Here is a 25,827-nt window from a genome sequence, read left to right on the forward strand (position 1 = left end):
GGACGCTTCATCGGATCACCTGCCCTATAACCCGAAATAGCGGCGGTAAGAGGAGACGCATTGATCCGGAGTCCAAGCGTCGAAGTCCCCCGCTGCCACGCATTGATCGAGATACTCTAAGGCCTTGCCGGACTCTTCGGTGCCGATCGAGCCCAGATAATCACGGGTAGCATCCACCCCGGCACCGCAGAGAAACTGGACGTCCAGCCCGCTCATCAGATTGAAGCTCGCGGACTTCGCCCGCCAGATCGGGAGCGAATCACGAACGTCACCGATGGATACCAACTGGGCACACAGGCAGCGCAGGAGGTCGGGATCACCATCATGATCCGCCTTGTCCTGAGCCGCCTTGTTCCGCTCCTCATCCAGGAGAACAAGGAGCGCCTCCCGATGCCCGGGGCCGGCAGGAAGCCCGAAACGTTCCAGTGCCTCGTCGCAGTTCATTGTTCGGGAAAGCGGTAAACGGTGAAGTGCTGAGCCGCGAGGAGGAAAGGGCCTCAGGCCTTCTCATTCTCCTTCTTCTTCCCGCGCATGCCCCGGATCGTCCGGAACACGCCTCGCACCAGGATCGCCAGCACCAAGGCAAAGAGGCTCAGCTTGAAGATGCCGGTCCAGAGCAGCTTCTGGCGCTCGTCGCTGCTGAGCTCACGCGTGGTCACTCCGGTGCCCCCTCCCTCGCCATGCAGCGGCTGGGTGTTCACCAGGCTCTTCGCGACCGAATCGAAGGCAGCACGGATCTCCGCCTCCTGATCCAGAGAACCGCCGACCACCAATTGCACGGCCTCTCCGGAAAGCGGGCACTGGAAGACGTAGCTCCGGATTTCCGGGCCATCGGGCGTCGTCACCGTCGTCTTCAGGAGGTCCATGCGGTGACCGCGCCACTCGAACTGATCCACCTTCATTTCGATGCCTTCCTGCTTGGGCAGCTCCGCTTCCTTGATGCTTTGGCCCAGGCGGATCAGACCTCTCAGGCGCTGGATCTGGATCACGAGGGCGGGATGTGCCGGCGAGGGCTCCCCCTTCATGAACTGATAGACGGTGTCCTTCTCCTCCGGTGGAAGTTCCACCTTCTCGAAGCCATCGGGAATCGTCGCGCGGAAACCAAAGCGCCTGTCATCGATCTCCGCAGCCGGTGCCGGTGTCAGGGAAAGGAGCGCCATGGCCGCGGCGGCGAGGAAGGATTTGAGGTGCATGGAGAGGTAGGATGAGTGCGGGAGGCAATCAGATCCAACTCATCACGGCAACGAGGATGAACAACGGCCAACCATCGGATCACAGGGTCCCCGGTTTTCCATTTCATCCATTCGTCCATCCATCCATATCCCCTAGGCGTGTGGATGGATGGACGGATGGATGATCGCCTCTTCAGAGAGAGATGCCAATTACCGGTTGCTCTTCCCCTGGGACCGCGAGCCACCCGGCTCGCAGAGTGGTCCTCCGCGCGGCCTCATCGAAGAGGACAAGACGAGCCAGAACGTGCCATCTTACTCCATCTTCAAAGACATCGGGAAAGGCGATGGCCTTCCCTAATGAGCACGGGAGAATTGCCTGCCTCAAGGACTGCTTCTGCGGGGCGGAGCCTCCGCGCTCCCGGCGGAAGAGCACCCGGTCGGGGCACGCATTCAGCGCTCCTTCCCGCACCTCCATCCGTCCGTCCGTCCGTTTCCCCTAGGGCTGCGGACGGACGGACGGACGGAAGATCTCAGCTTCTCTGCCAATGAGAAGCCCTGTCAAAAGACGACTACAACAACTCCGGCGGGAGCTTGTCGGAGAGCTTCTTGATTGCGTCCGCCTGGTGCCTGTTCGCGATCAGCAGTGCGTCCTCGGTCTGCACGATGATCAAATCATCCACGCCGAGCAGGGCGATGTGGGAGCCCTTCTTCGCATTGAAGACGATGTTGTTCTCCGAATCGATCTCGGACACCGGGGTGTTCGTGCGGTTGTCGCTGCCGACCTTCTCCAGGTAGTTCGCGACGGAGAGCCAGGAGCCGACGTCGTCCCAATCGAAGGTGGCCTCGATGTTGAAGACGCGCTTCGCCTTTTCCATGAGGCCGTAGTCGATCGAGATCGGCGTGAGCTTCGGGAACTGGGCGGCCACGGTGGCGGCGACATTCGAAGAACGGCGGAGTTCGGAGACGAAGGAGGCCAGCTCCGGCTGATGGGTGCTGAGCTCGCGGATTACAGTCGGGATCGACCAGACGAACATCCCGGCATTCCAGCAGAAGCCGCCTTGGGAGAGGAATTGCTCGGCCAGCTCGGTGCTGGGCTTCTCGCGGAAACGCTTCACTTCCGCCGGTGCCTGGTCGCACTGCAGGCCGGGGATGGTGGCGCGCTGGCCGCGCTCGATGTAGCCGTAAGAAGGGCAGGGCCAGGTCGGCTTGATGCCGATGGTGACAAGGCCATCCGACTTCTCGGCGGTGGCGATGGCGTCCTGCATGACCGAGTGAAAAGCCGCGGTATCCGCGATGAGCTGGTCCGCGGGAAGCACCACCATGACCGCATCCGGATCCCGGGCGGCAACGAGGCCGATGCCGAGGGCCACGGCGGGCGCGGTGTCGCGCTTGGCGGGCTCGGCGAAAATGTTCTCCTTTGGGAGCATGGAAGCGACCTCACGCACCGCAGCTTCCTGCTGGGCATTGGTGAGGATCAGGATGTTCTCCAGCGGCACCAAGCCTTCCAAGCGCTTGATCGTCTGCTCCAGCAGGGTTTCGTCACCGAAAAGATTCAGAAGCTGCTTGGGGCGGGCATTCCGGCTGAGAGGCCAGAAGCGGGTGCCGGAACCTCCGGCAAGGATCAAAGCGTAGGTCGAAGAGGATACGGGCATCTCGGCGGCAATCTAACGCCTGGAGCGCCGGGGGAAAGGGCGAATCGGTGGCGTTTTGAAACCGGTTTCCGGGATTGTCTGCCGCCGGAAGGATGTTAGCCTTTTTTTCATGAACCCCGATGATGACGGTGAACGGGATTGGACGGAAGCCACGGCACTCGCGGCTCCGGCGCTGCTGGGTGCGGCTGCCGGCCTGATCCTGGGCGATATGATGCATTCGAACGCACGGCGTGGCGTGGCCCTCGCCGTGGCCGCTCTCGGGGTGGCGACGCTTCTGCCGCTGACGGTCGGCGGTCTGGTGAATCTGGTGAACGGTCCGGAAAGCAAGTTCGGCGCACGCCGCCGTCTGCGGAAGATCCGGGATGCCGCCGCGGGTCACAATTACGTGGACCAGCAGCTCGGCGAGGCAGGCGTCCTCTGAATCCCTTCGCACGAGCCTGCTCATGCGCATTGCCATCACCGGCACGACAGGGCGCGTGGGCAGGGCCTTGGCCGATCATTTCTCCGCCGCAGGGCATGAGGTGATCGAGCTGCCCCGCTCCGTCTGTGATCTCGCGGAGCCGGGTTGTGCCGCAGTTTTGGAAGATCTGGATTTCGAGGTCCTGCTGAATCCCGCAGGGCTGACCAGCCTCGAGCAATGCGAGGACCAGCCAGGTCTGGCGCAGCAGGTGAATGCCACCGCTCCCGGTGAGCTGGCCAAGATCTGCCGGAAGCGCGGGAAGAAGCTGCTGCACTTCAGCACGGACTATGTGTTCGACGGCGTGGCTCCGGGGCTCCGGCGCGAGGAAGATCCCCCCTCCCCGCTCTCCGTCTATGGGCGGACGAAGGAGCAGGGGGAACGGGCTGTGGTCGCGGAAGGCGGCACGGTGATGCGGGTTTCTTGGGTCTTCGGGCCGGAAAAACCTGCTTTTCCGGATCAGATTCTCGCGAAGGCCCTGAGAGGAGAGGAGCTTTCTGCGATCGCGGACAAATTTTCACTCCCGGCTTACACCCCGGATATCGCGGCGTGGACCGAAGGCTTGCTGAAAGCGGACATGCCGGGCGGGATTTTCCACGGTTGCAATAGCGGTCCGGTAACGAGCTGGCATGGGATCGCCTTGGAAATCACGGAGTTTCTCCACAAGCGGACGGGCCAACCCCAAGCCGAGGTGAGGAAACTGTCACTGGCGGAGATGCCGGCATTTCGCGCAGTGCGCCCGCGCCACACCGCCATGGCCACGGACAAGCTGGAGACGGTGCTGGGAAAAGCGCCACGGGATTGGAGGGAGGCAGTCCGACAGCATCTCGAGGCCTGCCTGTTATCCCGTTGACCCTCCTGTGATGCCGTGCAAACTTCCGGTCATCTTCATGAAGTGGCATTTCCTCCTTTTTGGCTCCTGTGCGCTTGTCCTGTCTTCCTGCGAAACCGGTGAAGTCGTGACCCAAGGGGAATTCGATCCCTTGGTGGCTCCGGGTTCCAACCGCACCGCGGTCTCCACCCGCTCTGGCTACAAGCCGGGCGCCTTTGTCCGCACGAACATGGACAACGTCGCATTCTTCGCAAACAAGCCGAAGGGCGATGCGAGTGCTGAGAAAACCCTCGCCGGCAACACCGAGATGAAGGTGATCTCCGACGATGGCAGCTATGTGAAAGTGGAGCTGAACAGTGGCGAAGTGGGTTATGTCCCTTCCGTCCAAGTGACCGACCAGTCCTCCAGCCTCGCGCCGGTGGTGCCCTCGGGAAGTGAAATCCAGCTCTACCCGCCGCCGCCAGGCAGTGTCCCGCCGGTGGTCGACCCGAATGCTCCGCCCGCTCCGACCGTGATCGATCCCGATGCGCCGGTGGTGGTGCCCGAAATCACTCCCGCTCCGACAGAAGTCCCGGTGACTCCTGAATCGACCCCGCTGCCGCCAGGCAATGAGGCGAGCGACACGCCGGTGGAGGGCAACTGATCGATCCTTTCCTTTCCAAACGACAACAAGAAGGCCGCGGAGAAACCCTCCGCGGCCTTTTTCGTTCTTCGATAGAAATCGTTCTTCAGGCGAGCGACTGGAGGGTCGCCTTCACCGCGGCGAAGTCCGGCAGATCCTTCGGGTGGTCTTGCACTTCGGCGTAGCGGACGATGCCTTCCTTATCGATCACGAAGGCGGAGCGCTTGGCCACGCCACCCATGATCAGGTTCTTCTCGGGGAGGAATTGCTCGTAGGCCACGCCATAGGCCTTCGCCACCGCGTGCTCGTAGTCGCTGAGCAGCGGCAGGGTGATGCCGGACTTCTCGGCCCATGCTTCCTGGGCGAAGGGATTGTCACCGGAGATGCCGAAGACCTTGGCATCGAGAGCCTCGTATTCGCCGAGGCCGCCGGAGATATCGCAGAGCTCCTGGGTGCAGACGCCGGTGAATGCCATCGGCACGAAGAGCAGGACGATGTTCGATTGGCCGGTGATCTCGGAGAGCTTCACCAGCACCGGACCTTCAGCGGTTTTCGAGACGAGAGTGAAATCAGGGGCTTTGTCGCCGACTTGGATTGCCATGGGGATAGAAAGGTTGTTCAGGGAAGAGCGGCCACTATAGGTTCAGGCCTCCGCCGGTCAACGGCACCCGAGTCATGAACCACGAATTCTCCAACATGGGCCGGCAGCTTGCCGGCGGCAGCGGCATCGAGGAACTCATGGAAGACCTCGGCAACGCCCTCGCCCACGGAGGACCGGACATCTGCATGCTCGGCGGCGGCCAACCTGCCCACATCCCGGAGGTGAATGCGATCTGGCGCCGCCGGATGGAGGAGATCCTGGCCGAGCCGGGCGCCTTGGAAAAGGTGGTGGCGAACTATGACCCTCCGCGCGGCAACCCGCGCTTCATCGCGGCGCTGGCAAATCTCTTCCGCAAGGAATTCGGCTGGCCGCTGGGCCCGGAGAATGTGGCGATCACCTCCGGCGGGCAGACGGCCTTCTTCTTCCTCTTCAACCTGCTGGCCGGTGAGATGCCGGACGGCCGCCGCAAGAAGATCCTGCTGCCGCTGGTGCCGGAATACATCGGCTACGCGAACCAGGGCGCGGGCGGAGATCTCTTCCGCGCCGTGCCGCCGAAGATCGAGAAGACCGGACGGCATGAGTTCAAATACCGCGTGGATTTCGATGCACTGGAAGTCACCGATGACATCGCCGCGATCTGCGTTTCCCGCCCGACGAATCCGACCGGGAATGTGCTGACGGATGAGGAGATCGCGCGGCTTTCCGATCTGGCGAAGAGCCATGGCATCCCGCTGATCATCGACAATGCCTACGGCGCACCCTTCCCGAACATCATCTTCACCGATGCGAAGCCGGTGTGGGAGGAACACATCATCCTCACCCTGAGCCTTTCGAAGATCGGCCTGCCGGGGACGCGCACCGGCATCGTGGTGGCCCATCCGCGCATCGCCGCGGCCATGGCCTCCATGAGCTCGATCATCGGCCTCGCGAATCCGAACATCGGCCAGGCGATCGCCCTGCCGCTGGTGGAAAGCGGCGAGATCCTGAACATCGCGAATGAGACGGTGAAGCCCTTCTACATCGAGAAGTCCCGTCAGGCGCAGGACTTCGTGGCGGAGAGCTTCGGCGAGGACTTCGATTACTACATCCATCGTAGCGAGGGCGCCCTCTTCCTCTGGCTCTGGTTCCCCGGCCTGCCCATCACTTCCAGGGAGCTCTACGAGCGCCTGAAGAAGCGCGGCGTGCTGATCATCTCCGGCCACTACTTCTTCTTCGGCCACGACGACGAGACCTGGCGTCACCGCCACGAATGCCTGCGCATGACCTTCACCATGGACGAGACCATCGTGAAGCGCGGCATCCAGATCATCGGCGAGGAAGTCCGCCGCGCCCACGAAGAAGCCGGACAAACGGTAGGAGTGTAAAGCGGAGCCCTTCTAACAGGGCCAAGGGCACGAAGCGACGCTCGATGCGGATTCAACCATGTGCTCTTCCCCCGGGAGCGCGGAGGCTCCGCCCCGCAGAAGCAGCCCTTGAAGCAGACCGTTCATCCGTGTTCCTCCAAGAAGCCCTTCGCCTTGTTAGAAGCCGTTCCCGATGCGCTGAGGTGGCACCTTCCGGCTCCTCCTATCCTCCTCGATGAGACCGCGATGAAGGACCACTCTGCGGGGCGGAGCCTCCGCGCTCCCGGCAGAAGAGCACTCGGTGATCCGCACCAGCTCACTTGGCCGAGCCAGTCGTATCGAAGAGCCGATAACCCAGCCGGTTGAAGTCCGCCATCGATCGGGTTCCGGAAGCAAAACTCTGACCAGTCGCTGGATTCTGAAGTTCGAAGGCAACTCTCCACGAATCCTTCGGCAGAATCTCTGGAGGAGGCTCACCTTCGACCACGTCAGGGGTCAGCCGGAGAACCACATCCGCCTTGCCTGCACCTAAGAGCGATGGATCGTTGGCAAACGACTCTGCGATCATTTTCGCTTCCGGAACGCCACTCGCTTTGAGTGCCTCCAAATAGGCGGAAGCGATCCTCTCGCCTTCGAGTTCGAAGGAATCAATCCGGTACCCAAAGGTCTGGCTTCTTGGATCATCGAAAACCGGATCCCGGCGCATCATGGAGATCATCTTCTTCTCCAGCTCATCCTTTGCTGCCCGGTGTGCTTCCTTCAGAGCGATCACATGCTCGTCCGAGAGACCAAGCTCGCGCCGCAGGTAGGCCGTCGCTTCACCGCCTTTAAGCGCGAAGAGGACCTTCTCCGTCCGAATGGGGTCATCCTCCCTTCTTTCGGCGGGCTTGGAAGCTCGGTCCAACTTCTCCACAGGCCGTTGATCGACCGATTTCGAATCACGGCTCCGCCCGGCCCCGTCGGTGCCCGAAACCGGGCTGAGGGCCTGACCACCCACCAAATACGAAATGCCGCACCCGGCCAGAAGGCCGAGCACGAAGAAGAGAACCTTGCCATGGGATGCATGACTTCCCGCCATACCATCCCACGCTATTCCAGATCACTCCCTGCCAGAAGCGGAAATGCACCGGCCCTCTCAGTCCCTCAATCCGTCTTCAAAACCAGATCCTTGAACTGCACCACCATCGCCGGACCGGCATGGATCTGCAGCGCGAGGATGCCTTCCTTCGGCGCGTGCGCGGCATCGTTATCGGTCACATCGATGGTCTGCTTGCCATTGATGAAGTGCTGCACGTGATTGCCCTTCGCCACGATCTTGTACTCGTTCCACTGCTCGTCCTTGATGCTGGCCTGGATGTCGTCCGACTTCCCCACCTCGCCGGTGACGTTCACCTTGAAGTCCTGGGACTTCGGATCGGCAGGATTCTTCTCCACCGCATCGATGGACGTCTTCTGTCCGCGCTGCGCGAGAATGCCGCGGCCGCGCTCTTCATAGAGAATCCCGCTGTAGGTCTTCCCCGCTTCGAAGTCCGCTTGATAGCCAGCGACGATCGGACCGAAGTCACCCTTCGGCAGTTCCTTCGAGCGATACTGCACGCCGCTGTTACCCTTCTCGATCCGGTATTTGAAGGTGAGCTCGAAGTCACCCACCGTGCCGCCCTTCCAAATCAGGAAGGTATTGTGGCCGATCTTCGTTTCGCCGCTATCGCTGGTCTTGCCGGTGATCGCGCCGTCCTCGACCGACCAGAGCTTGGTGTTCCCTTCCCAACCAGTGAGGTCCTTGCCGTTGAAGAGTTTCGTTTCGCCAGCGTGAAGCGTGGCGGTGAAGGCGAGCAGCGCGGAGAGAAGTTTCATGGATTTAAATGCGGAACAATCGGATCGGTTCTTACGCATCGGCGAGCCTGAGGGTTTCACACTCCCAACGGAAGGGCGAAACCCGTCTGCATCCATGACGGATCGCCTCAGTCCAGCAGGGTGCTGCGGGAGTAGAGGGCGACGACCGGGATGCCGCGTGCCTCGATCGCTTGGCGGCCACCTTCCTCGCGATCCACGAGGACCAGGGCAAAGGCGACCTTTCCGCCCTCACGCTCGATCACGTCGATGGCCTTCAGGGTGGAACCGCCCGTGGTGATCACGTCATCGACCACGATCACCGTCTGGCCTTCGGCGAAATTCCCCTCAATCTGCTTGCCGCGGCCGTGGCCCTTCGGCTCCTTGCGGACGACGAAAACTTGGAGCGCCTCGTCCGGGTTCTCGACCGCGCTGGTCATGCCAACCGCAAGGGAGATGGGATCCGCGCCGAGGGTCATGCCACCGATGGACGCGATCTGGAGGCCCTCGGCCTTGATCTTTTCACGGACCGCAGCCCAGCCGAGCTTGCCGATGAGATTGGCTCCGAAGGGATCGAGCGCGGTGACGCGGCAATCGATGTAGAGATCACTCTGCGCCCCGGAGGCTAGGGTGAAGGTGCCGGTGCGGACGGACTTTTCGAGAAGGATGGCTTTCAGCGCGGCGGCGGTGTCGGACATGGGAGGGAGAGTTCAGGGACAAGGGGTAAGAGTCCAGAGCAAGTCGGCGGGAATTGGATTCGACGCCTGCCCTGCTCTCCCGCCACGATGCCGGGGAAATCATGGCGGTGAAGTTACCAGACCTAAAGGCAGAGGCTCCGAAGCAGGCAAAGAGCTTCAAGTGGATGATCGGCTTTTCCGTGGCCGCAGTGGCCGCCTTCTACGGACGCGTGGCCTTGGTGATGTGGGGGCAGGAACAGCTGAAGCAGCGCTTCGCCAGCTCCGACAAGAGCGAGGCCGCCCTGAAGGCGATGGAAAGCTTCAGGGAACAGGTCACCGTCGGCGAGCAGCTCTGCTGGCTCTTGCTGACCGCCTGCTTCATGGGCTTCCTGATCAGCGCCGTCTTCTGGATCCGGGGGCTGAAGACCATCAAGACAGGCGGGAAACGCCGATGAGCTCGCTCCCCGCCGAAGCTTAAGAAAAACGAATCAATTTTTCGCCCAAGAGCGGACACTCCTGTCCGCCTCCCGACACGCCCACCCGGACGACTGCCGTGTCGATCACCCTGTTGCTCTTCGGCCCGGGAGCGCGGAGGCTCCGCCCCGCAGAGCGGTCCTAGGTGGTTGTCGTTGTTCCGAGGCTAGAAATCGCCCTTCTCACGTAACGAGGGGCAGCCAAGAAGAAGGCACCGTTTGTTACCATTCTACGGGCCGGAGCCTCCGCGTTCCCGGCAGAAGAGCACCTTCCCGGACACAAAAAAGCCGCCTACCCTTGCGGGAGACGGCTGATTTGAAATCCTTTCGGAGCGTTCGCTTAGTTAGCGGTCGCTTCGGCGCTCACGTTGACGCGGCGGCCTTCCTTGTCGAAGAACACGCGGCCATCAACCACAGCGAAGATGGTGTGATCCTTACCGATGCCAACACCGCGGCCTGGATGCCACTTGGTGCCGCGCTGGCGGATGATGATGTTGCCCGGGATGACAGCCTCGCCACCGAACTTCTTCACGCCGAGGCGCTTGGAGCGGGAGTCGCGACCGTTCTTGACGGAGCCTTGACCTTTCTTATGAGCCATGAGAGTGGGAAATTAGGAAGTGATTGGTTCTCAACCAGCGATGGAGGTGATCTCCAGCTTGGTGAGGTGGCGGCGGAAGCCCTTGGTCTTGTGGAAACCCTTGCGGCGCTTGAACTTGAAGGCAACGCCCTTCGGTCCGCGATGCTGCTGGACAACCTTGGCCGTCACGCTGGCTCCGGAGACAAGCGGGGCACCAAGCTTGATGCTATCGCCTTCACCGACCATCAGAACGTCGAAGGTAAGTTCGGAATCGACTTCGACATCGAGCTTCTCGACGTCGATCTTGTCGCCCTGCTGGACGCGGTATTGCTTACCGCCGGTTTTGATCACTGCGTAGGCCATGGCCGTAGAAGAAAGGGATTCGGGATCCAACCCGGGAGCCGGGCGGGCGGGGAGATCACCACGGGTCCGCCAAGACGGCAAGGGAATTTTTTGAAATCGACGTTCTCCGGTAGATCGGGTTTTTGCGGGGCATGGATCGGATCGTCCGTGACGAGGCGGAAATGGAAGCGCTGGGCGAGACCATCGCGACCGGGCTGGAACCGGGGTCGGTGCTGGCGCTGGTAGGCGGGCTGGGAGCGGGCAAGACCCGCTTTGTCAAAGGGTTGGCAAGGGGCGCAGGCTTCCAAGGGGAGGTGACGAGCCCGACCTTTTCCCTCGTTCATGAGTACCGGGGCGGGCGACTGCCGGTCTTCCACTTCGATCTCTATCGCCTGAAGGATGAGGAAGAATTGCTCGGAATCGGCTGGGACGAGTTTTTCGACGAGCCGGGCGTGGTGATCGCCGAATGGGCGGATCTTTTCCCGGATCTGATCCCTGCCGGTGCCCGGTGGCTGCACTTTGAGGTGCTGCCGGAGGGCGGACGGCGGGTGCGTCAATTGCCCCCAAGTCCTGCCGTGCGACCGACCGCCTGAACCATGCGGTTGGCCATGTTTTGCACGCCTTGGGCGGTGCTGCAGGAGGAGAGCAGAAGCGCCGCCAAGCCGGCAGCGGCATAGGAGATCAGGCGGGCTTTCATGGCAGCGCAGAGTAGGGCGCGGTGGAAAGCGGTCAATCTAGCAGTTGGCTTCAGGAATCCGCGAAAACCCGGAGGAAGGCGCTCATTTCCTCGTCCGGACGGCAGAGGATGACATCGAAAGGCTGGAGTTGGCCGTCCGTGAGGTAGCAATTTCGGCGCTCCGCATCGATCGCCATGACACCGAAGGCGTAGTTGAAGAAAATCGTATGCCCGGAGGGATCCTTCAGGCGGGTCCAGCCTGACAGCAGGAACGCCTCTTCAATATCCCGAGGGTCCGCCGGGGTCCCGTGATATTGGGGCTGCGTGATACCAAAGGAAACCTTCCCGTCCGGCCATTGAATCACCGAGACCAGCCGAACGTCGTCCCCAAATACTTCGTTCGATGCTCTCCACCGCTCCAAATACTCCAAGGGAATTCCATGGATGAACTCAATGGAGCTTCGCGTCCGCACCGGCCCCGGCTCTCCCCGAAGATCGGCTGCCGGAATCGCCAGCAGCGCGGGAACCAAGCCGAAGCCGGGAGGATTGGTGATCTTATGGTAGCGCTTCTCTTCCGGAGAGAAATCGACGACGTGCTCTGTCCCGCTCCAAAGGTCGGGCTCGGTCTGCCGGAAATCGATCCAGTCGAAAGACGGCCGTCTCAGGATTCCAAGCTCGTCAGCCAAAGCAACCGCTTGCTCGGCTTCTCCTTGGATGCGGGAGGGCCGGTCAGCCCCATCGCGTCCGCAGTCGTGCGCACAGCGGTCGCGTAATCGCTCGAGGAAGGCTTCAAGCGAATCGGCTGATCCGCTGAAACCTTCACCGCTGGCGATGGCGCTTTTTTTTCCCGACTCACGACTCATCTAGAATAGCGACAAGGCTGGCGTCGTCAATGGATTGCTCCCGCCGCTGTCTTCTGCCAGATCCGCCGGCCGAGGAGCACCGCGGTCATCGTCAGGCCCACGGTGATGCCCCACCACATGCCGGTGACGCCCATCTGCAGCGGATAGGCGAAAACCCAGCCGAGCGGGATGGAAACCACCCAGTAAGCCCAGAACGCGATCCAAGCCGGTGTGTGGACATCATCGAGCCCGCGAAGCGCCCCGGCGGAGATGATCTGGAGCGCATCGCAGAACTGGAAGGCCGCGGCCACGATCAGGAGCTTCGCCGCCACGTCCAGCACCGAGGGGTCCTCGATGAAGGCGCGCGCGATCTCGCGATCGAACACGATGAAGGAAGTCGCGCTCAGGACCGTGAAGATAATCCCCATCCCCCAGCCGCTGAGTACGATCGGGCGCATGGTGTCATAGGTTTTCGCACCCAGTGCCTCGCCCATCCGGACGGTGAGGGCCATGGAAACGCCCAGCGGGACCATGAAAATGGTGGCTGCGCAGGTAATCGCCACTTGGTGGGATGCCATCGCCGCCTGGCCCATATTTCCGATGATCAGGCTGGCCGCCACGAAGGCACTAACCTCCGCAAGGAGCTGCATGCTGGCTGGGAAGCCGGTACGCAGCAGGTCCTTCAAAGCCGGCCAATCCGGTGCGCGGAACCAGCGGATCGGGACCCACTCCTTCATGCCGGGATCCCTGACGCACCACCAGATCATGCAGCCGAGCGAAAGCGTGCGGGAGAAGATCGTGGAAAGCGCTGCTCCCTCCAGCCCCAGACGCGGCGCGCCCCAGTGGCCGAAAATGAACATCCAGTTCAGCAGGATATCCAGGAACACCGCGCCAATGGAGATCCAGAAGACCGGCCAAGGCCGATTCATCGCGTCGGCGTGATTTTTCACCGCCATGGAGGCCATGGCCGGGATCATCGAGACGGCGATCAGCACGAAGAAATTCGGCACCACCGCGATCACCTTCGGGTCCTGCTTGAAAAGCCCGAGGAAGGGTAGCAGGGCGAAGGCGAGAGCGACGGTGAGGACTCCGAGCGCCAAGGTGATATAGAGGCCATGTCTCAACGCGGCACGAGCGGTGGCAGGCTCATTCGCGCCACGGGCGAAGGACACGCGGATGGAAACGGCCATCGACATGCCGATACCAAACATCATCGGGAGGTAGATGATCGTGTTCGCGAAAGAGGAGGCCGCGAGTTCGGTCACGCCAAGCCAGCCGAGCATCATGGTATCGGAAAGACCGATGAGCATCTGGCCGAGTTGGCCGATGATCAGAGGGGCGGCGAGCCGCAGGGTGGTACGGCTTTCATCAAGAATACGGGAAACGGGAAAATTCATGGAGATGCGGAACTGAAAATTCGGGAAAACAAAAAGCCCGCCAGGACGAGCCAAGCGGGCGGGGACAAGCGATGATTGATCTCAATTCCGATCCGTTACGCATTGCCCCCGCTACCGGCGACGCCGGCAATTGCGGATGGGATGCGGAACTTGTTCATAGACGGAGCGACGCTAGCGGCAGGCGCCGGAGTGTCAAACCGGGAAATCGCGCGGACAGGCGGACCCGCGGCCGGTCCTATTTAATCTCCGCCTTCAGGGCTTCCGCCCAAATGGCATAGCCGCGTTCATCCGGATGGACGACATCTGCCATCAGCTCCGAGCGGAGCTTCCCGTCCGCGTCGATGAACTTGTCGCGGAGGTCGATGAATGTGATCTGGCGGGATTCCGCGATCTTCGCGAGCAAGCCATTGAGGCTGGAAATATAGGCGCGCGCAGGGTCTTTCGCCTTTGCCCCCCGTGGAAAGACCCCCATGAGGATTACCTTGGAGTCCGGAGACTTCTCTTTCAGCAGGGTGAGGATCGCCTCCACGCCCGCGGCAGTTTCAGCCGGGGTGTTTTCCCGGGCGTTTTTGGTACCGGTGGAGTTATTGGTCCCGATGTTGACAACGAACCACTTGGGCTTGAGGCCATCGATCTCCCCGTTGTTCAGGCGCCAGAGAACATTCTGGGTACGATCCCAGCCGAAACCGAGGTTGAGCACCTTTTTGTCGCCAAAAGCGTACGCCCACGATCCCAAGCCGCGGCGCGGAGCACCCGGAGACTTCGGCTCGCCCCCCCAATAGTGCGTGATGGAGTCCCCGATCAGCACGATCTCCGGGTCGATCTTCTCCTTGGCCGCCAAAACTGCCTCATGGCGCTGCCACCAGTCGTAACAATCCTCTTCCAGCTTCGGCACCGGAATGACCGCGTTGTTCTCCTTTGGCACCTCTTTACAGGAGGAAAAGGCACTCAGGAGCATAAGCGGAGTGAGAAACCGGGTAACCACGGGTGGCATATGCCGGGAGAACATGAGGGGGCTTTCCGCATGAAGGAATGAAAATTCCCCGATTTCGCGGTTAGAAATCCGGGCTCCGGCGGTTTTTACTCGGTGCGGGATGCAGACCCTCACGCTCTTTGTCAGTTCACCCGGCGACGTTCGCGACGAACGCCAGGCCGTAGGGAGAATCGTGGAGCGACTGCAGGCACGCTACTGGAACTTCATCCGGCTGGAGCCGGTGCTTTGGGAAAAGGAGCCGCTGCGGGCGACCGCACATTTCAACGAGGAGCTGATCCGCCCCTCCGATTGCGATCTCTTCGTGTGTGTCCTGTGGTCGCGGCTGGGTTCTCCCCTGCCCTCCCAGTTCAACCGCAAGGACGGCACGCGCTTCGACTCGGGGACCGAATGGGAGCTGGAAGAGGCGACGGAAGCCTTCGAGGAACGCGCTGCCAAGGAGAAGGGCAAGGCGAAGCCAGACATCCTGGTGTATCGCCGGATGAGCGAGCCGCCACCGGGCGATCCGGCCCAAGCAGAGCCAAAGAAAGAACAGCGGAAGAAGCTGGATGCCTTCTGCGAGCGCTTCTTTTTCAACAAGGACAAGACGATCCGCCGGGCCTTCTCGCCGTATGAATCGGTGGATGAGTTTTCCACCCTCTTCGAGCAGCACTTGGAAAAGCTGCTGCTGAAGCACATCCAGCTGCAACGCGGCTTGGCGGAGGATGCGGTGCGCCCTCTGCCTTTGGAGGGATCACCCTTCATGGGACTCGGCACCTTCGAATTTCAGGATGCGCCGCTTTTCTTCGGTCGCAATCGTCCGATCGCTGAGGCACTGGCGAAGCTGAAAGAAAATCACAAGGCGGGCCATGCCTTCCTGCTGATCTATGGTGCCTCCGGCTATGGGAAGTCCTCGCTAATGAAGGCGGGTCTCGCCCCGCGCCTCACGGCAGATGGCTATCTGCCGGAGGTCGGAACCTGGGCAGGCAGCAGCATGCTGCCGGTGGAGGGTGACGCGCCGCCTCTCGAGACCTTGGCCCGGGCCATCATGGAATCGGTGCCCGATCTCGGGAAACTGCGGGATACCTCGGGCAAGGATCAGCCGCCTGCCACTGCTCCGGCCGGTTCTTCGAAGAAGAAAAAGAAGGGCACCCCGGCTCTCCCGTCCAAAGCCACGGATCCGGTCTGGGACACCGCGCGGCTGACGCGCATGCTAGGACGCCCGGAAGATCTGCCCTTCGCGATTGCAGCGATCATTGCCGCGCTGGATCGCATGAGCGCGGGCAAGCCGGCGCAGTTGCTGGTGCTGGTCGATCAGTTGGAGGAAATCTTCACCGCACGCGAGATCACCCCGGAGCAACGTGACGCCTATTTCCACGTGCTGGCCGCGCTCGCAATGACCGGACGGGTGTGGGTGGTGGCGACGATGCGCAGCGAGTTCTTCCCCCGTGTGCCGGAGCACCGGGATCTCTTCCAGCTCGTGCGCCATGGCGGCGGCTACATCCTGAGCCCGCCGGAGCTGCCGGAGCTGCACCAGATTATCCGCTATCCCGCCTTGGCCGCGGGCCTGCAATTCGAGCGCCATCCGGAAAGTGGCCGGGATCTTTCCGAGCAGATCTATCAGGATGCCGCGGACGCCAGCGATGCACTGCCATTGCTGGAGTTCACCTTGGAGGAACTCTATCAGCGCCGTCAGGAGAACCTTCTCACCTGGGCAGCCTACGAGGAACTTGGCGGACTTTCCGGTGCCATCGCGCGCCGCGCACAGGAGACCTTCGATGCCTTGCCCTCGGAAACACGCCGTGAAGGGGCGCGCCAGATTTTCGGCGAGCTGATCACGGTGGATGCGGGCAACGAAGGACCCGCGACACGACGCCGTGCAAAGCGCGAAACGCTGGAAGGCGCGCATCCGGGCGCTCCGGCTTTCCTGGAGGCTTTCATCGATGCCAAGCTGCTGGTGACCGGGAGCGAGCACGATGTGGCCACGGTGACTCTCGCGCACGAAGCGCTGATCACCCATTGGCCGGTGCTGAAGCAGTGGATCGAGGATCACCGCGAACTCCTGCTGGCCCGCCGCCGCTTGGAAGATGCGACGAAGCTGTGGGCGGATGGCAACCGCTCGACGCGCTTTTATCTAACAGAAGGTCGTTTGGCAGAAGCGGAGCGCGTGGAAGCCAGCGGTGTCCTCCGGCTCAGCGCGGATGAGATCGAACTGGTGCGGCTTTCCCGTGCCCGGGCGAAGCGGAAGCTGCGGCTTTTCCAAGGTGCCACCGTGATCTTCGCGGGTCTCGCGATCGGAGCCGGAGTGCTGGGCGTGATCGCCCGGCAGAAGCAGGCAGCTGCCGAAGTGGCGGAAGGAAAAGCGAAGGAATCCGCGGATGAGACACGCCGCTCGCTGGCTGCGGCTGACTTTGATGCCGGCGCAGCACGGGTGTCGGCAGGATCACCGGATGAGGCGCTGCCTTATCTACTATCCGCACTGGAAGGAGATCCGAAAAATCTGGATGCGCAGGTGATGCTGCTGGAGACGCTGCGTCATACCGCTTGGAATTTCCCGGAGATTGAACTCCAGCATCCGCTACCGGTGCGCATGCTCGCCTTTGGCTCGCATCGCGACATGCTCTATGCAGCCACGGATTCGAGTTCGAGCGGCGAGGGCTTCAACAGCACGCTGCGCTGGGATCTCCAAAAAACATCGATTGAGGCCATCCTCGCGCCGCGCTGGGGCGAGATCACGCTGACGCTCTCCGTTGCCCCAAATGCGAAGCGCCTCGTGCTTCAGCGAGACTATAAGTTCCTGGGAGATGCCGACCTCGTCGATGCAGTGAGCATGAAAATGCTGACGCGCCTTCCGGTCTCGCGTTCGCACAAGATTCCGGCGACCTGTTTCGCATGGTCACCGGATGGCTTGCTCTTCGCGTATCCGGCCAAGACCGATGCGGATGGCCCTGCGGCGTCAGCCTATGTCTGGAGGATCCTCGATTCCACGAGCGGCAAGACCTTGCTGGAAACAGAGCCGCTGGCACCGGCCTCGGCGGCTCCGCTTGCCTCGACTCTCAACCGCGAGCGCTTGCGGGTGGTCTTCGCGGATGGCTCGGTCACCGAGTATCCGGTGAATCCCACGGCAGCGGTCTTGACCGGCAAGACGCTCGATACCCCCTTCGACTTCGCGATCTTTAGTCCCGATGGCTCGAAGATTCTCACGTCGACGCGGCGTGATGATCATGAACCCCAGGCCGCGGAAACCTATGCGGTGATTACGAAGCCGGAAGAAGGCCAGCTTTCGATCGAGAGCGTGGGATTTGCGGCGGACGATGATTGGACCGGCACGGCGGCGATCACGGAGCGCTTCCCCTGGGCCCGATGGGAGTCGCCATTTTGGGAGAAGGTGGCGGGGGACGCGCGAGAGAACAGCTTGCCTTTGAAAGTCGAAGGCTCGCGTTTGGAGGTCACGGATATCGACGGGGTGGATCATGCACCGCGTGCTCCGATCCACGCGGAGTCCCAAATTGAATGCGCTGCTTTCTTCGGAAGCCGGGTCGCGCTCGGGACCGCTTCCGGACAGCTTGCGATCCACGAGGTTTTGCCAAGGATCGGCCACGGCCTTCCGGATCTTCCTGAAGAAGCGGAGACGAAGGAAGAGGAGCAGGGCGAGGAAGGATGGCGCAGCGTGGAGAAGCGGGCGGACTCCGATCTTCAGCATCGCGGCCATGACTGGCGGCTACGTGGCAAGGACGACAAGATCGTCTCTCTCCAAGCTCATCCCAACTGGATGTACCCCATGTATGCAGCGCGTCCTGCGGATGGCAGCTTCGTGGTGATGGGCGGCTACAGTGCAGGCTCCGGAGGCTACTCTTCGGCCGGAATGGTGGTGTGCGATTCCAGCACGGGTGCCCTTCGCAGTGATCTGGAACCGGTGGATGAAATGCGCGGGCTGATTTTCCTGGGGGAAAGCCACCGGGTCGCGGCGATGGCTTCCACCGAGGTGATCGTGGCAGATGCGGACAAGGATGGCTTCCAGCGCGTGGCATCCCTACCGGTGGTCGATGCCGTTTCCATCCACCACATTGCGTCGCAGAACTGGCTTGCAGTGGCGACAGCGAATGAAGTGCAGCTCTTCGATGCGAAGGATTTTTCCCGTATCGCGAGCCTCCCGGTAGCGGTGCAGGAAAGCTGGAGCGGCTGGGAAAATGGCGTCCATGATTGGGCGGACGATCCGCAGCAAGGCTGGCTCGCCTATCGCCGCGATGGCCGGCTCGATCTGTGGTCGCTACGCAACAACCGCGCGCTGGTTTCAGGGCTTAGCGTTCCGCCATCCCGCGAGGGTATGGAGTTCGTTGAAAAGGACGGGGCGGTCACACTGAGATTCTCGCCGAATGCATCGATCACGCTGGCAAGAACCGGGGGCGTTGATCAGACCAAGCTTGCCGCACTGAAGGAACTCTCCGAGAGCCTTTCGGGAATGGGCTTCGCGGGGGAATCCCGAGCCATGGCGAACTATGCACCGGAGGTTAGGCGCGAGCGTGCCGCCAAGGTGGATCGTGCCACGCTTGAAGCGCTCTTGCCCGGCACTGGCGCTCTGCTCGATCGGATCGCCCTGCTTCCGCCGCGGAAGTCGGAGCCCAAGGCCTGGGTTCCAGTCTGGCAACGTCTTGCTGCCGGCCGCGAGGAAGGCCCGTCCATCGCCCGCTGGGCCTCTGGTCTTGGCGTCGACGATCCATGGTACCGCGCCTATATCCGGGGCCTGATCGGGAGCTCGGATGCTCATCTTTACTCCTGGCAGCGGGGAGAAAACCCTCTGGATGAAAACGAGCGCGATAACTCGAACCCGCTTCCTCACGACGACAACGTTTCCTCTTTCCACAGGCTCGCCGGCGATTCCGAGAACACTCGCGAACTCAAGCAAGCAGCCTGGCTAGCCCTGCGCACCGACCCCGCCTTCCTGGGCAAACAATTGGTCGAGGGCACCGATCCGGATGAGTTCGAGGGGCTTGATCTGAAAGCCGTGGAGAAGCTGGATCCGGAAGCGCTGAAGGTGATGCGCAGCGGCCTCAATGACGGGGACATGCGCGATTGGAGGCGGGTGGCCATTGACGAGCTGCCGAATCGTGAAGCTGCCTTGGAGAAGCTGGACGCCCAAGTCGCGGTCACGCTTACTAACTTTGAGAAGGACGCCTCGGTGTCCAATGCCATCGCTCATGCCGAGGCCTTGGCGCTCCGCGGCAAGCGGGATGAAGCGGAAACCTTTCTCGGCGGAAAGGTCACTGAGGATGCGGTGCTCGATTTACCCCAGGCTTCTTTCCTCATTGCTTCGCGCCTGAATTCGACGTGCGGACCAAGCGTCCAGAAAGCCTTGGATACCTTGCAATCGCCTTGGTTATGGAAGGCTTGGCTCGATGTTCCTGAGGGCTCCCTCAAGGATCGAATCACGCGCGTGATGACCGCGGTAAATGGCCAGGGACCAGCCGCAGTGGCGTCGCTCGGAACAGCCTTCTCCAGCGGAGACGCAGAGGCAATCGCCACCGCCTTGGAGCAAGCCAAGGAGCTTCCTCTGCTACTGCGCGAGTATTCCACCGCACGGGCGATGTGGCTGCAGGGCAAGAAGGCAGAAGCCTTTTCCCTCTGGCCGGAACAGATCCCTGATTTCCAAGAGATCATCAGCTCGGGCGACTGGGGAGGCTGGGAGGAAGCTCTGCCCTGGGAGGCGACCAATGCTTTCACCGACGAACTCTCCGAGGAACTCAAGAGGCTGGAAGCCCCCGAAGAAGCCACGGTGGAACAGCTGCAGGCCGTGGCGACATACCTGCTGGATCCCTCGACGACGGCTACTTATGGCATCAAGCGCGTGCGCGATGCGATGGTGCGCACCGGACTCACGCTCGCAAACGACTCGGGCTCGGCAGCACTCGTGACGAAGCTCGTGGACCGTGCCCGCTTGGCAGGCGCATCTCATCTCGACTGCCTGCGCATCGAGGCACGCTCGCTGATGGCCGAGGGCCAATTTACTCATGCTTATGCCCGCTGGATCGCCCTGATCGATTCAGACGATGCCCAGATCGCATCGTCCGACTATCTGGAAGCCGCACGCTGCGTGATCGAAGACATGCAGGATGCCGCCGCCATTCAGCTGATCATGCGGGGCAAGGAGAAGTATCCGAAAGACCCCGTGTATGCCTTTGACGCGGCTTGGCTGCTTTTGACAACGAGTCATCCCGAAGAAGCGGGCATGCTGCTCGAGCATGGCCTCACGATTCCCTTCACCGAGGAGCAGAAACAGGTGGCGACCGCCATGCTGGTCTGCGCCGCCGAGCAGACACAGCGGACGGATCGTGCCGATCAGGCATTCAAGGAGCTGCTTACCCTGGCGAAGGACTGGGGTTCAGATGAAGCCATCAAGAGCCTCGGATGGCCGGAGGCACTCACACAATCGCTGCTGGCAGTGGGACAGCGGAATCGTTAGAAGACGGGCGATGGACATCACGGCTCCCCCTCCTGGCCGCGCCCGCTTGCTCGCCTTCGATGGCGGCGGCATCCGCGGGCTTTTCTCGCTTGAGATCGCCCGCAGGATCGAAGCGCTGCTACGCGAAAAGCACGGGAAGCCGGATCTGGTGCTGGCGGACCATTTTCACTACCTCGGCGGAACAAGCACCGGAGCGATCATAGCCACCTTCCTCTCATGGGGTCTGCCGGTGGACGAGGTCGTCCGGATGTATCGCGAGAACGCGAAGGTGATGTTCACCAAGGCGGGCATCGGAAATCTCCTGAGCCATCGCTTCGCAGGAGAACCGATCTCGAATTTCCTGAAGGACTTCTTCGTGGAAAGCGACGGCTCCCTGGCAACGCTCGGAACGAAGAAGCTGAAGACCCTGCTCCTGGTGGTCACGCGGAATGCCTCGACCGGATCACCGTGGCCGATGTCGAACAATCCCCATGCACTCTACAACGACCGCGGCAAGCCGGGCTGTAACCTCGACCTCCCGCTCTGGCAGATCGTCCGGGCCAGCACGGCGGCTCCCACCTTTTTCCCCCCGGAGGTTATCGAGATCGCGGACCAGAGCAGCGGCGAGACGAAGAAGCATGTTTTCGCATTCGAAGACGGCGGGGTAACGCCCTTTAATAATCCCGCCTACCTCCTCTACACGATGGCAACGCTCCCGGAATACCGGCTCGCATGGCCGGATGGGAAGGAGCGCATGAGCCTGGTTTCGATCGGCACGGGCCGCGTAAAGACCGGACGCGGCGCGAAGCTCGGCGAGAATCTGTTAGGCCAGGCCAAGTCTCTTCCGACAGCCCTGATTGGCTCCGCGCAGTGGATGCAGGATCTCGCTTGCAGGCAACACGGCGAGTGTCGCTACGGAGAAGCCTTGGACAGCGAGTTGGGAGACTTGGTGAGGGGAAATCCCCGCGCGGCATTCCTGTATGCCCGCTACGATCGCAATGTGGGCGAAGCGGAGATGGAAGCGGCCCTGAAGGTCAGCAAGAAAGGCTTCACCTTGGACAATCTCGAGCTGATGGACTTCCTCGGCGAGATGGGCGCGGAGTATGCAGAGAAAGTGGTAAAGCTGCAGCATTTCGACGATGAGTGAGAAACCCGTCAATCGTGTCTGGGTACTGGGATTCGCGGGACATCGCCGGGTGCCTGACCGCACTGCAGCGAAGGCTGCGGTCATGGATTGCCTGAGAGAATTCAAGGCGAGTGCGGATGGTGAGTGGGTGGGCCGCTCCAGTGCCGCAGCAGGCGCTGACCTCATTTTCCTCGAGGCCTGCCGCGAGTTGGGCATGGCCTACAGCGTGGTCCTGCCCTTTCCCGAAGAGAGGTTCCGCGAGGACTTCGACGACGCGGCCGAATGGCAGAGAGCGGTCGATCTGATGAAGTCCGCCTCGAGCATCGAACTCGCACCGGGCAACGAAGTCGCTCCGGAGGCCTATCACCTCGCCGCCCGCGAGATTCTCGATGTAAGCGATGCCCTGCTTTTTCTCTGGGACCAGCAGCCGGCGCGCGGCATCGGTGGCACGGCGGAGAGCGTGACCGAAGCACGGGAGCGAGGGATGCCGGTCCGCATCATTGATGCCGGCAACCTTGCGATCGCTCCCCTCGAAAGGGAGGATGGCATTTCTCAGAAGGATGAATTTTTCAGCAGACTCCCCGGCTTCGCATCGGTGTCGCTTCTCTTTGAAGAGCTGGATCGCAGGGCTCTGCACGGAGCCCCACGGTCGCGCTGGTTTGCGGCAGGATCGATCTCTTTGAATCAGGTCGCCACGGTGATCTCGGGTGTGTTGATCGCTTTCAAGCTCGGTGAGAACGCAGCCCCGGTGGTGAAATTCCTGATCGTCACGGTCGCGGCCTTCTTGCCATGGATCGGGGCGAGGTTCCGGATCAATGATTCGTGGATGGAAGATCGCCTTCACGCCGAACTCTTGCGTTCGCTGCTTGCGTCTCATTCTTTTGCCCCTCCGCTGCGTCCCTTTGCGGCTGAACTATTCGAAGACGATGCATCTTTCCTCCGCAGCGCGGCGTGGCGTCTGATTCCAAGGCGGAAGGATTGGAGCGCGGAACGAAGCAGCTATCTGGCGGAGCGCTTGGACGGCCAGATCCACTATCTGGAGACGAAGGGCGATCTTGCCGCACGACGGCTGAAGACATTCTGGACCATATTCCGGATCGCTTCGAGCGGAGCCATGGTTCTTGGTGCGATTGCGATCTTCGCCGGGGTCTCGGGATGGCAAGTGGGCGAGAGGACGAACCGGATCTGGCTAATGTTCCTTCCCACCATTCTCCCCGCGGTAGCGGCGTGGTGTCTCGCGATGATCCCGCTTTTCGAATACAAGCGACGCGCAAAGGTCTACCGCCATATGGCCGGCCAGCTCGCCAGAAAGCGCACTGAATTGTTAGAAGCCAAATGCCGCACCACGGCAGCCGCGGTTGTCGCATCCTGCGAAAGGCTGCTCCTCACCGAACTCTGGGAATGGACCGGAACCCGCGGCAAGCGGAAGCGCTGACTCAAACGGCCAGCAATACCTTGCCATTCCGGCCGGGCTCCTGCACGCGTGCGATGGCGGATTGGAAGCCCTCCAAGGGGAATACCTGGTCCACCGGCATGCTCAACTCTCCCGACACGAGGGCTTCCGCCAGTTCGCCATAGACTTTCCGGATCTCCTCCCGGGGTGCATTCTCGATCCACTGGGTGATCCAGAGGCCTCGAAACTGGAGATCCTTGAAAATCAAAAGCCCATTCGGAACGGTCAGGGGGCGCCGGGCCATGGCACCATAGGTGACGTGGATGCCGCCGGGCCCGAGAAGATTCATGAGGCGGAGCGCGCTCTCCCCACCAACACAGTTGAACGCCAGCATCGGACGTTCCCGACCGGACGCCTTGAGCGATTCGACCGCCGAGTCATCGTCCAGAAGCACTTCGTCCGCGCCCAGGCCAAGAAGCTCCTCCCGCAATTCCCCGCGACGTACGAGATTCATCGTACGAAGTCCCAGACGCTTCGCCAAAACGATTACGCAACGCCCCACCGCGGAGTTCGCGGCATTCTGGACGATCCACGAGCCCGGTGACGGCTGCACGAAGCCGGTGAGCAATCTCCATGCGGTGGCCGGATTTACCTTGAGCATTGCCCCCTGGAGCGGATCGATGCCGGCCGGCAGCTTGAAGAGGTGATCCTCCGAAACCTGGATGTGGGTTGCCCAGCTTCCGGCGCGCCGGAGGACAATGGCGCGGTCGCCGGTTTGAAATTCCGGCGAGCGGCTTTCCACAACTTCTCCACAGCCTTCGATGCCGGGAATGGCGGGAAGCGGAGGCTTCACGCCATAGGTGCCTTCGATGAGATTCAGGTCCGCAGGATTGACCGGAGCTGCCAGCATCCGGAGACGCACCTCGCCTTCGGCAAGGGGTGTAAGGTCCAGTGGCTGAAGCCGGAGGACTTGCTCCGGCTTGCCAAATTCGAGAAAGCGGATCGCTTGCATTGCTGGGTGAAATGAAGAGCTGCTCCAGCCGGGCGCAACAAGTCTTATGGGAAAAGCCCGCGCTGCGCCTTGACCTCAGCGACCGTCTTCACGGCGAGCGACTGGGCTGCCATGCGATGAGATAGCTTGTTCCGCTCCGCGAATGCCAGGACACGGGAGAAGGCATTCTCCAGCATTGTCTCGAGCTTCGTCAGGACCTCGCGCTCCGTCCATTGAAAGCGCTGGAGGTTCTGGACCCATTCGAAGTACGAGACCGTGACTCCGCCCGCATTGCAGAGGATGTCCGGGATCACGAAGATGTCACCGCGCGCATTGATGATCTCGTCGGCCTCCGGCGTGGTCGGTCCGTTCGCGCCTTCGGCCAAGATCTTGCACTGGAGTTGTCCGGCATTGTCCTTGTGGATCACCATGTCGGTGGCGGCAGGAGCGAGGATGTCACAAGGCTGGGTAAGCAACTCCGCGGGATCAATGGGATCCGCTTCGGTAAAGCCGGCAATCGAACCGCGGGCTGCCACATGATCGCGAAGCTCCCGGGTATCAATGCCGCGGGGATTCCAAATCGCACCGCTGACGTCAGAGACGCCCGTAACCTTCACCCCTGAGTTCGCAAGACCATAGACCGTGTGCGAGCCGACATTGCCGAAGCCTTGAACGATCGCGGTGGCATCCGTGAGCTTGATCCCGAGTTTATTTAAAGCGCGGCACGCGAGGAAAGCGACGCCATGACCGGTCGCTTGGGTACGACCCGCGGAGCCTTGAAGGGCCAGGGGCTTGCCGGTGACGATTCCCGGGATCAGGCGACCGGCGTGCGTGGAATAGGTATCCGTCATCCAAGCCATGGTCTGCTCGTTCGTACCCATGTCAGGGGCCATGATGTCGATGTCCTCGCCGATAAAAGGGATCATCTCCATGGTGTAGCGGCGCGTCAGGCGCTCCAACTCCCCCATGCTCATGGTCCGCGGATCACAGGTGATCCCGCCTTTTCCGCCGCCGAATGGCAGGTCCATCAAGGCACACTTCCAATTCATCCACATGGCCAAGGCGGCGACTTCCCCAAGGTCGACATTCGGATGGTAGCGGAGCCCCCCTTTGACCGGACCGCGGGTGAGATGGTGCTGCACCCGGTGGCCGAAAAAGACCTTCGTCGATCCATCATCGAGGCGGATCGGCACGGTGACGGTGATCAGGCGCTTGGGCCACTTGGTCCTCTGCCTCAGTTCCTCAGTGAGTCCCAGGAAATCAGCCACGAGGTCAAACTGCGTCGCAGCCATGGCAAAGACGGGATTTCTCAGGAGATCGTCGCGCATGTAGCATTTCTAACCGCGGAATCGGGGAAGCCAACGAATCCTTTTTCAACGCCGTTCGATGCGCTTGAAGCTTGGAAGTTCCAGCAC

General features: G+C 61.6%; 25 protein-coding genes. 10 read left to right on the forward strand and 15 right to left on the reverse strand.

The window, feature by feature from the left end:
* Positions 1–24 precede the first annotated feature (24 nt).
* Both HHL09_RS11870 and HHL09_RS11875 read right to left on the reverse strand, forming a co-directional pair.
* The gene (locus tag HHL09_RS11870) at positions 25–444 is read right to left on the reverse strand and encodes a hypothetical protein (protein WP_169454851.1); all 420 of its coding nucleotides are present in this window, start codon (positions 442–444) and stop codon (positions 25–27) included.
* A gap of 53 nt (positions 445–497) precedes the next feature.
* Positions 498–1,193, reverse strand: a complete 696-nt coding sequence (locus tag HHL09_RS11875; RefSeq protein ID WP_169454852.1) for a hypothetical protein — start codon at positions 1,191–1,193, stop codon at positions 498–500.
* 160 nt (positions 1,194–1,353) lie between these two features.
* Between HHL09_RS11875 and HHL09_RS11880 the strand changes: the two genes are divergently transcribed.
* On the forward strand, positions 1,354–1,530 hold the full coding sequence (locus HHL09_RS11880; RefSeq protein ID WP_169454853.1) for a hypothetical protein: 177 nt from the start codon (positions 1,354–1,356) through the stop codon (positions 1,528–1,530).
* Between the two features lie 211 nt (positions 1,531–1,741).
* Here the strand turns inward: HHL09_RS11880 and HHL09_RS11885 are convergent, their stop codons facing one another.
* Complete coding sequence (locus HHL09_RS11885) at positions 1,742–2,824, reverse strand: mannose-1-phosphate guanylyltransferase (protein ID WP_169454854.1); 1,083 nt, start codon at positions 2,822–2,824, stop codon at positions 1,742–1,744.
* Positions 2,825–2,933: 109 nt separating this feature from the next.
* Between HHL09_RS11885 and HHL09_RS11890 the strand changes: the two genes are divergently transcribed.
* Genes HHL09_RS11890 through HHL09_RS11900 form a run of 3 tightly spaced genes read left to right on the forward strand, consistent with a single transcriptional unit; the run spans position 2,934 to position 4,756 of the window.
* A complete protein-coding gene (locus HHL09_RS11890) occupies positions 2,934–3,245 on the forward strand; it encodes a hypothetical protein (RefSeq protein WP_169454855.1) in 312 nt (103 codons plus the stop codon).
* 22 nt (positions 3,246–3,267) lie between these two features.
* Positions 3,268–4,134, forward strand: coding sequence for an SDR family oxidoreductase (locus HHL09_RS11895; protein ID WP_169454856.1), 867 nt, complete (start codon positions 3,268–3,270; stop codon positions 4,132–4,134).
* A 10-nt stretch (positions 4,135–4,144) separates the two neighbouring features.
* Positions 4,145–4,756, forward strand: a complete 612-nt coding sequence (locus tag HHL09_RS11900; RefSeq protein ID WP_169454857.1) for an SH3 domain-containing protein — start codon at positions 4,145–4,147, stop codon at positions 4,754–4,756.
* 85 nt (positions 4,757–4,841) lie between these two features.
* Here the strand turns inward: HHL09_RS11900 and HHL09_RS11905 are convergent, their stop codons facing one another.
* Entirely contained in the window at positions 4,842–5,336 is a 495-nt protein-coding gene (locus HHL09_RS11905) for a redoxin domain-containing protein (RefSeq protein ID WP_169454858.1), read from the reverse strand.
* Between the two features lie 74 nt (positions 5,337–5,410).
* Between HHL09_RS11905 and HHL09_RS11910 the strand changes: the two genes are divergently transcribed.
* Positions 5,411–6,700 (forward strand): valine--pyruvate transaminase, encoded by a 1,290-nt coding sequence (locus HHL09_RS11910; RefSeq protein ID WP_169454859.1) that lies wholly within the window; start codon positions 5,411–5,413, stop codon positions 6,698–6,700.
* 295 nt (positions 6,701–6,995) lie between these two features.
* Here the strand turns inward: HHL09_RS11910 and HHL09_RS11915 are convergent, their stop codons facing one another.
* From HHL09_RS11915 to pyrE, 3 genes are all read right to left on the reverse strand, one after another.
* On the reverse strand, positions 6,996–7,757 hold the full coding sequence (locus HHL09_RS11915) for a hypothetical protein (protein WP_169454860.1): 762 nt from the start codon (positions 7,755–7,757) through the stop codon (positions 6,996–6,998).
* A 65-nt stretch (positions 7,758–7,822) separates the two neighbouring features.
* Positions 7,823–8,533, reverse strand: a complete 711-nt coding sequence (locus HHL09_RS11920) for a 3-keto-disaccharide hydrolase (protein ID WP_169454861.1) — start codon at positions 8,531–8,533, stop codon at positions 7,823–7,825.
* A gap of 107 nt (positions 8,534–8,640) precedes the next feature.
* Positions 8,641–9,207, reverse strand: a complete 567-nt coding sequence (gene pyrE, locus HHL09_RS11925; protein WP_169454862.1) for an orotate phosphoribosyltransferase — start codon at positions 9,205–9,207, stop codon at positions 8,641–8,643.
* Between the two features lie 53 nt (positions 9,208–9,260).
* On the opposite strand from pyrE, the gene HHL09_RS11930 reads away from it, so the two are divergent.
* Entirely contained in the window at positions 9,261–9,641 is a 381-nt protein-coding gene (locus HHL09_RS11930; protein ID WP_169454863.1) for a hypothetical protein, read from the forward strand.
* 358 nt (positions 9,642–9,999) lie between these two features.
* On the opposite strand, the gene rpmA is transcribed toward HHL09_RS11930, so the two are convergent.
* Together rpmA and rplU are read right to left on the reverse strand one after the other, a co-directional pair.
* Positions 10,000–10,257: a 50S ribosomal protein L27 gene (rpmA, locus tag HHL09_RS11935; RefSeq protein ID WP_169454864.1), complete on the reverse strand. Its 258-nt coding sequence runs from the start codon at positions 10,255–10,257 to the stop codon at positions 10,000–10,002.
* Between the two features lie 30 nt (positions 10,258–10,287).
* Positions 10,288–10,599 carry a 50S ribosomal protein L21 gene (rplU, locus tag HHL09_RS11940; protein ID WP_169454865.1) on the reverse strand — a complete coding sequence of 104 codons (312 nt, stop codon included), beginning with the start codon at positions 10,597–10,599 and terminating at the stop codon, positions 10,288–10,290.
* A gap of 131 nt (positions 10,600–10,730) precedes the next feature.
* Between rplU and tsaE the strand changes: the two genes are divergently transcribed.
* On the forward strand, positions 10,731–11,171 hold the full coding sequence (gene tsaE / locus HHL09_RS11945) for a tRNA (adenosine(37)-N6)-threonylcarbamoyltransferase complex ATPase subunit type 1 TsaE (RefSeq protein WP_169454866.1): 441 nt from the start codon (positions 10,731–10,733) through the stop codon (positions 11,169–11,171).
* Here the strand turns inward: tsaE and HHL09_RS11950 are convergent.
* From HHL09_RS11950 to HHL09_RS11965, 4 genes are all read right to left on the reverse strand, one after another.
* The gene (locus HHL09_RS11950) at positions 11,132–11,275 is read right to left on the reverse strand and encodes a hypothetical protein (protein WP_169454867.1); all 144 of its coding nucleotides are present in this window, start codon (positions 11,273–11,275) and stop codon (positions 11,132–11,134) included. The genes tsaE and HHL09_RS11950 overlap by 40 nt on opposite strands.
* 50 nt (positions 11,276–11,325) lie before the next feature.
* Positions 11,326–12,117 carry a hypothetical protein gene (locus tag HHL09_RS11955; protein ID WP_169454868.1) on the reverse strand — a complete coding sequence of 264 codons (792 nt, stop codon included), beginning with the start codon at positions 12,115–12,117 and terminating at the stop codon, positions 11,326–11,328.
* Between the two features lie 26 nt (positions 12,118–12,143).
* Positions 12,144–13,493 carry an MATE family efflux transporter gene (locus tag HHL09_RS11960; protein WP_169454869.1) on the reverse strand — a complete coding sequence of 450 codons (1,350 nt, stop codon included), beginning with the start codon at positions 13,491–13,493 and terminating at the stop codon, positions 12,144–12,146.
* A gap of 235 nt (positions 13,494–13,728) precedes the next feature.
* Positions 13,729–14,451, reverse strand: a complete 723-nt coding sequence (locus HHL09_RS11965) for a GDSL-type esterase/lipase family protein (protein ID WP_240963775.1) — start codon at positions 14,449–14,451, stop codon at positions 13,729–13,731.
* A gap of 136 nt (positions 14,452–14,587) precedes the next feature.
* Between HHL09_RS11965 and HHL09_RS11970 the strand changes: the two genes are divergently transcribed.
* From HHL09_RS11970 to HHL09_RS11980, 3 genes are read left to right on the forward strand one after another with little or no spacing between them, the layout of a single operon-like run.
* On the forward strand, positions 14,588–20,923 hold the full coding sequence (locus HHL09_RS11970; protein WP_169454870.1) for an nSTAND1 domain-containing NTPase: 6,336 nt from the start codon (positions 14,588–14,590) through the stop codon (positions 20,921–20,923).
* A gap of 10 nt (positions 20,924–20,933) precedes the next feature.
* On the forward strand, positions 20,934–22,049 hold the full coding sequence (locus HHL09_RS11975) for a patatin-like phospholipase family protein (RefSeq protein WP_169454871.1): 1,116 nt from the start codon (positions 20,934–20,936) through the stop codon (positions 22,047–22,049).
* The gene (locus HHL09_RS11980) at positions 22,042–23,463 is read left to right on the forward strand and encodes a hypothetical protein (protein ID WP_169454872.1); all 1,422 of its coding nucleotides are present in this window, start codon (positions 22,042–22,044) and stop codon (positions 23,461–23,463) included. Before HHL09_RS11975 ends, HHL09_RS11980 begins: the two co-directional genes overlap by 8 nt.
* A gap of 1 nt (position 23,464) precedes the next feature.
* Here HHL09_RS11980 and HHL09_RS11985 read toward each other — a convergent pair whose 3' ends face one another.
* Together HHL09_RS11985 and HHL09_RS11990 are read right to left on the reverse strand one after the other, a co-directional pair.
* A complete protein-coding gene (locus HHL09_RS11985; RefSeq protein WP_169454873.1) occupies positions 23,465–24,433 on the reverse strand; it encodes an MDR family NADPH-dependent oxidoreductase in 969 nt (322 codons plus the stop codon).
* 44 nt (positions 24,434–24,477) lie between these two features.
* Positions 24,478–25,740 (reverse strand): Glu/Leu/Phe/Val family dehydrogenase, encoded by a 1,263-nt coding sequence (locus HHL09_RS11990; RefSeq protein ID WP_240963776.1) that lies wholly within the window; start codon positions 25,738–25,740, stop codon positions 24,478–24,480.
* Positions 25,741–25,827: the final 87 nt, after the last annotated feature.

Source organism: Luteolibacter luteus (assembly GCF_012913485.1).
In the GTDB taxonomy this organism is placed as follows: domain Bacteria; phylum Verrucomicrobiota; class Verrucomicrobiia; order Verrucomicrobiales; family Akkermansiaceae; genus Haloferula; species Haloferula lutea.

Coding starts and splice junctions, on each gene's coding strand:
- HHL09_RS11870 (WP_169454851.1), bottom strand. CDS start 444: ATGAACTGCGACGAGGCACTGGAACGTTTCGGGCTTCCTGCCGGCCCC.
- HHL09_RS11875 (WP_169454852.1), bottom strand. CDS start 1,193: ATGCACCTCAAATCCTTCCTCGCCGCCGCGGCCATGGCGCTCCTTTCC.
- HHL09_RS11880 (WP_169454853.1), top strand. CDS start 1,354: ATGATCGCCTCTTCAGAGAGAGATGCCAATTACCGGTTGCTCTTCCCC.
- HHL09_RS11885 (WP_169454854.1), bottom strand. CDS start 2,824: ATGCCCGTATCCTCTTCGACCTACGCTTTGATCCTTGCCGGAGGTTCC.
- HHL09_RS11890 (WP_169454855.1), top strand. CDS start 2,934: ATGAACCCCGATGATGACGGTGAACGGGATTGGACGGAAGCCACGGCA.
- HHL09_RS11895 (WP_169454856.1), top strand. CDS start 3,268: ATGCGCATTGCCATCACCGGCACGACAGGGCGCGTGGGCAGGGCCTTG.
- HHL09_RS11900 (WP_169454857.1), top strand. CDS start 4,145: ATGCCGTGCAAACTTCCGGTCATCTTCATGAAGTGGCATTTCCTCCTT.
- HHL09_RS11905 (WP_169454858.1), bottom strand. CDS start 5,336: ATGGCAATCCAAGTCGGCGACAAAGCCCCTGATTTCACTCTCGTCTCG.
- HHL09_RS11910 (WP_169454859.1), top strand. CDS start 5,411: ATGAACCACGAATTCTCCAACATGGGCCGGCAGCTTGCCGGCGGCAGC.
- HHL09_RS11915 (WP_169454860.1), bottom strand. CDS start 7,757: ATGGCGGGAAGTCATGCATCCCATGGCAAGGTTCTCTTCTTCGTGCTC.
- HHL09_RS11920 (WP_169454861.1), bottom strand. CDS start 8,533: ATGAAACTTCTCTCCGCGCTGCTCGCCTTCACCGCCACGCTTCACGCT.
- pyrE (WP_169454862.1), bottom strand. CDS start 9,207: ATGTCCGACACCGCCGCCGCGCTGAAAGCCATCCTTCTCGAAAAGTCC.
- rpmA (WP_169454864.1), bottom strand. CDS start 10,257: ATGGCTCATAAGAAAGGTCAAGGCTCCGTCAAGAACGGTCGCGACTCC.
- rplU (WP_169454865.1), bottom strand. CDS start 10,599: ATGGCCTACGCAGTGATCAAAACCGGCGGTAAGCAATACCGCGTCCAG.
- tsaE (WP_169454866.1), top strand. CDS start 10,731: ATGGATCGGATCGTCCGTGACGAGGCGGAAATGGAAGCGCTGGGCGAG.
- HHL09_RS11950 (WP_169454867.1), bottom strand. CDS start 11,275: ATGAAAGCCCGCCTGATCTCCTATGCCGCTGCCGGCTTGGCGGCGCTT.
- HHL09_RS11955 (WP_169454868.1), bottom strand. CDS start 12,117: ATGAGTCGTGAGTCGGGAAAAAAAAGCGCCATCGCCAGCGGTGAAGGT.
- HHL09_RS11960 (WP_169454869.1), bottom strand. CDS start 13,493: ATGAATTTTCCCGTTTCCCGTATTCTTGATGAAAGCCGTACCACCCTG.
- HHL09_RS11965 (WP_240963775.1), bottom strand. CDS start 14,451: ATGCTCCTGAGTGCCTTTTCCTCCTGTAAAGAGGTGCCAAAGGAGAAC.
- HHL09_RS11970 (WP_169454870.1), top strand. CDS start 14,588: ATGCAGACCCTCACGCTCTTTGTCAGTTCACCCGGCGACGTTCGCGAC.
- HHL09_RS11975 (WP_169454871.1), top strand. CDS start 20,934: ATGGACATCACGGCTCCCCCTCCTGGCCGCGCCCGCTTGCTCGCCTTC.
- HHL09_RS11980 (WP_169454872.1), top strand. CDS start 22,042: ATGAGTGAGAAACCCGTCAATCGTGTCTGGGTACTGGGATTCGCGGGA.
- HHL09_RS11985 (WP_169454873.1), bottom strand. CDS start 24,433: ATGCAAGCGATCCGCTTTCTCGAATTTGGCAAGCCGGAGCAAGTCCTC.
- HHL09_RS11990 (WP_240963776.1), bottom strand. CDS start 25,740: ATGCGCGACGATCTCCTGAGAAATCCCGTCTTTGCCATGGCTGCGACG.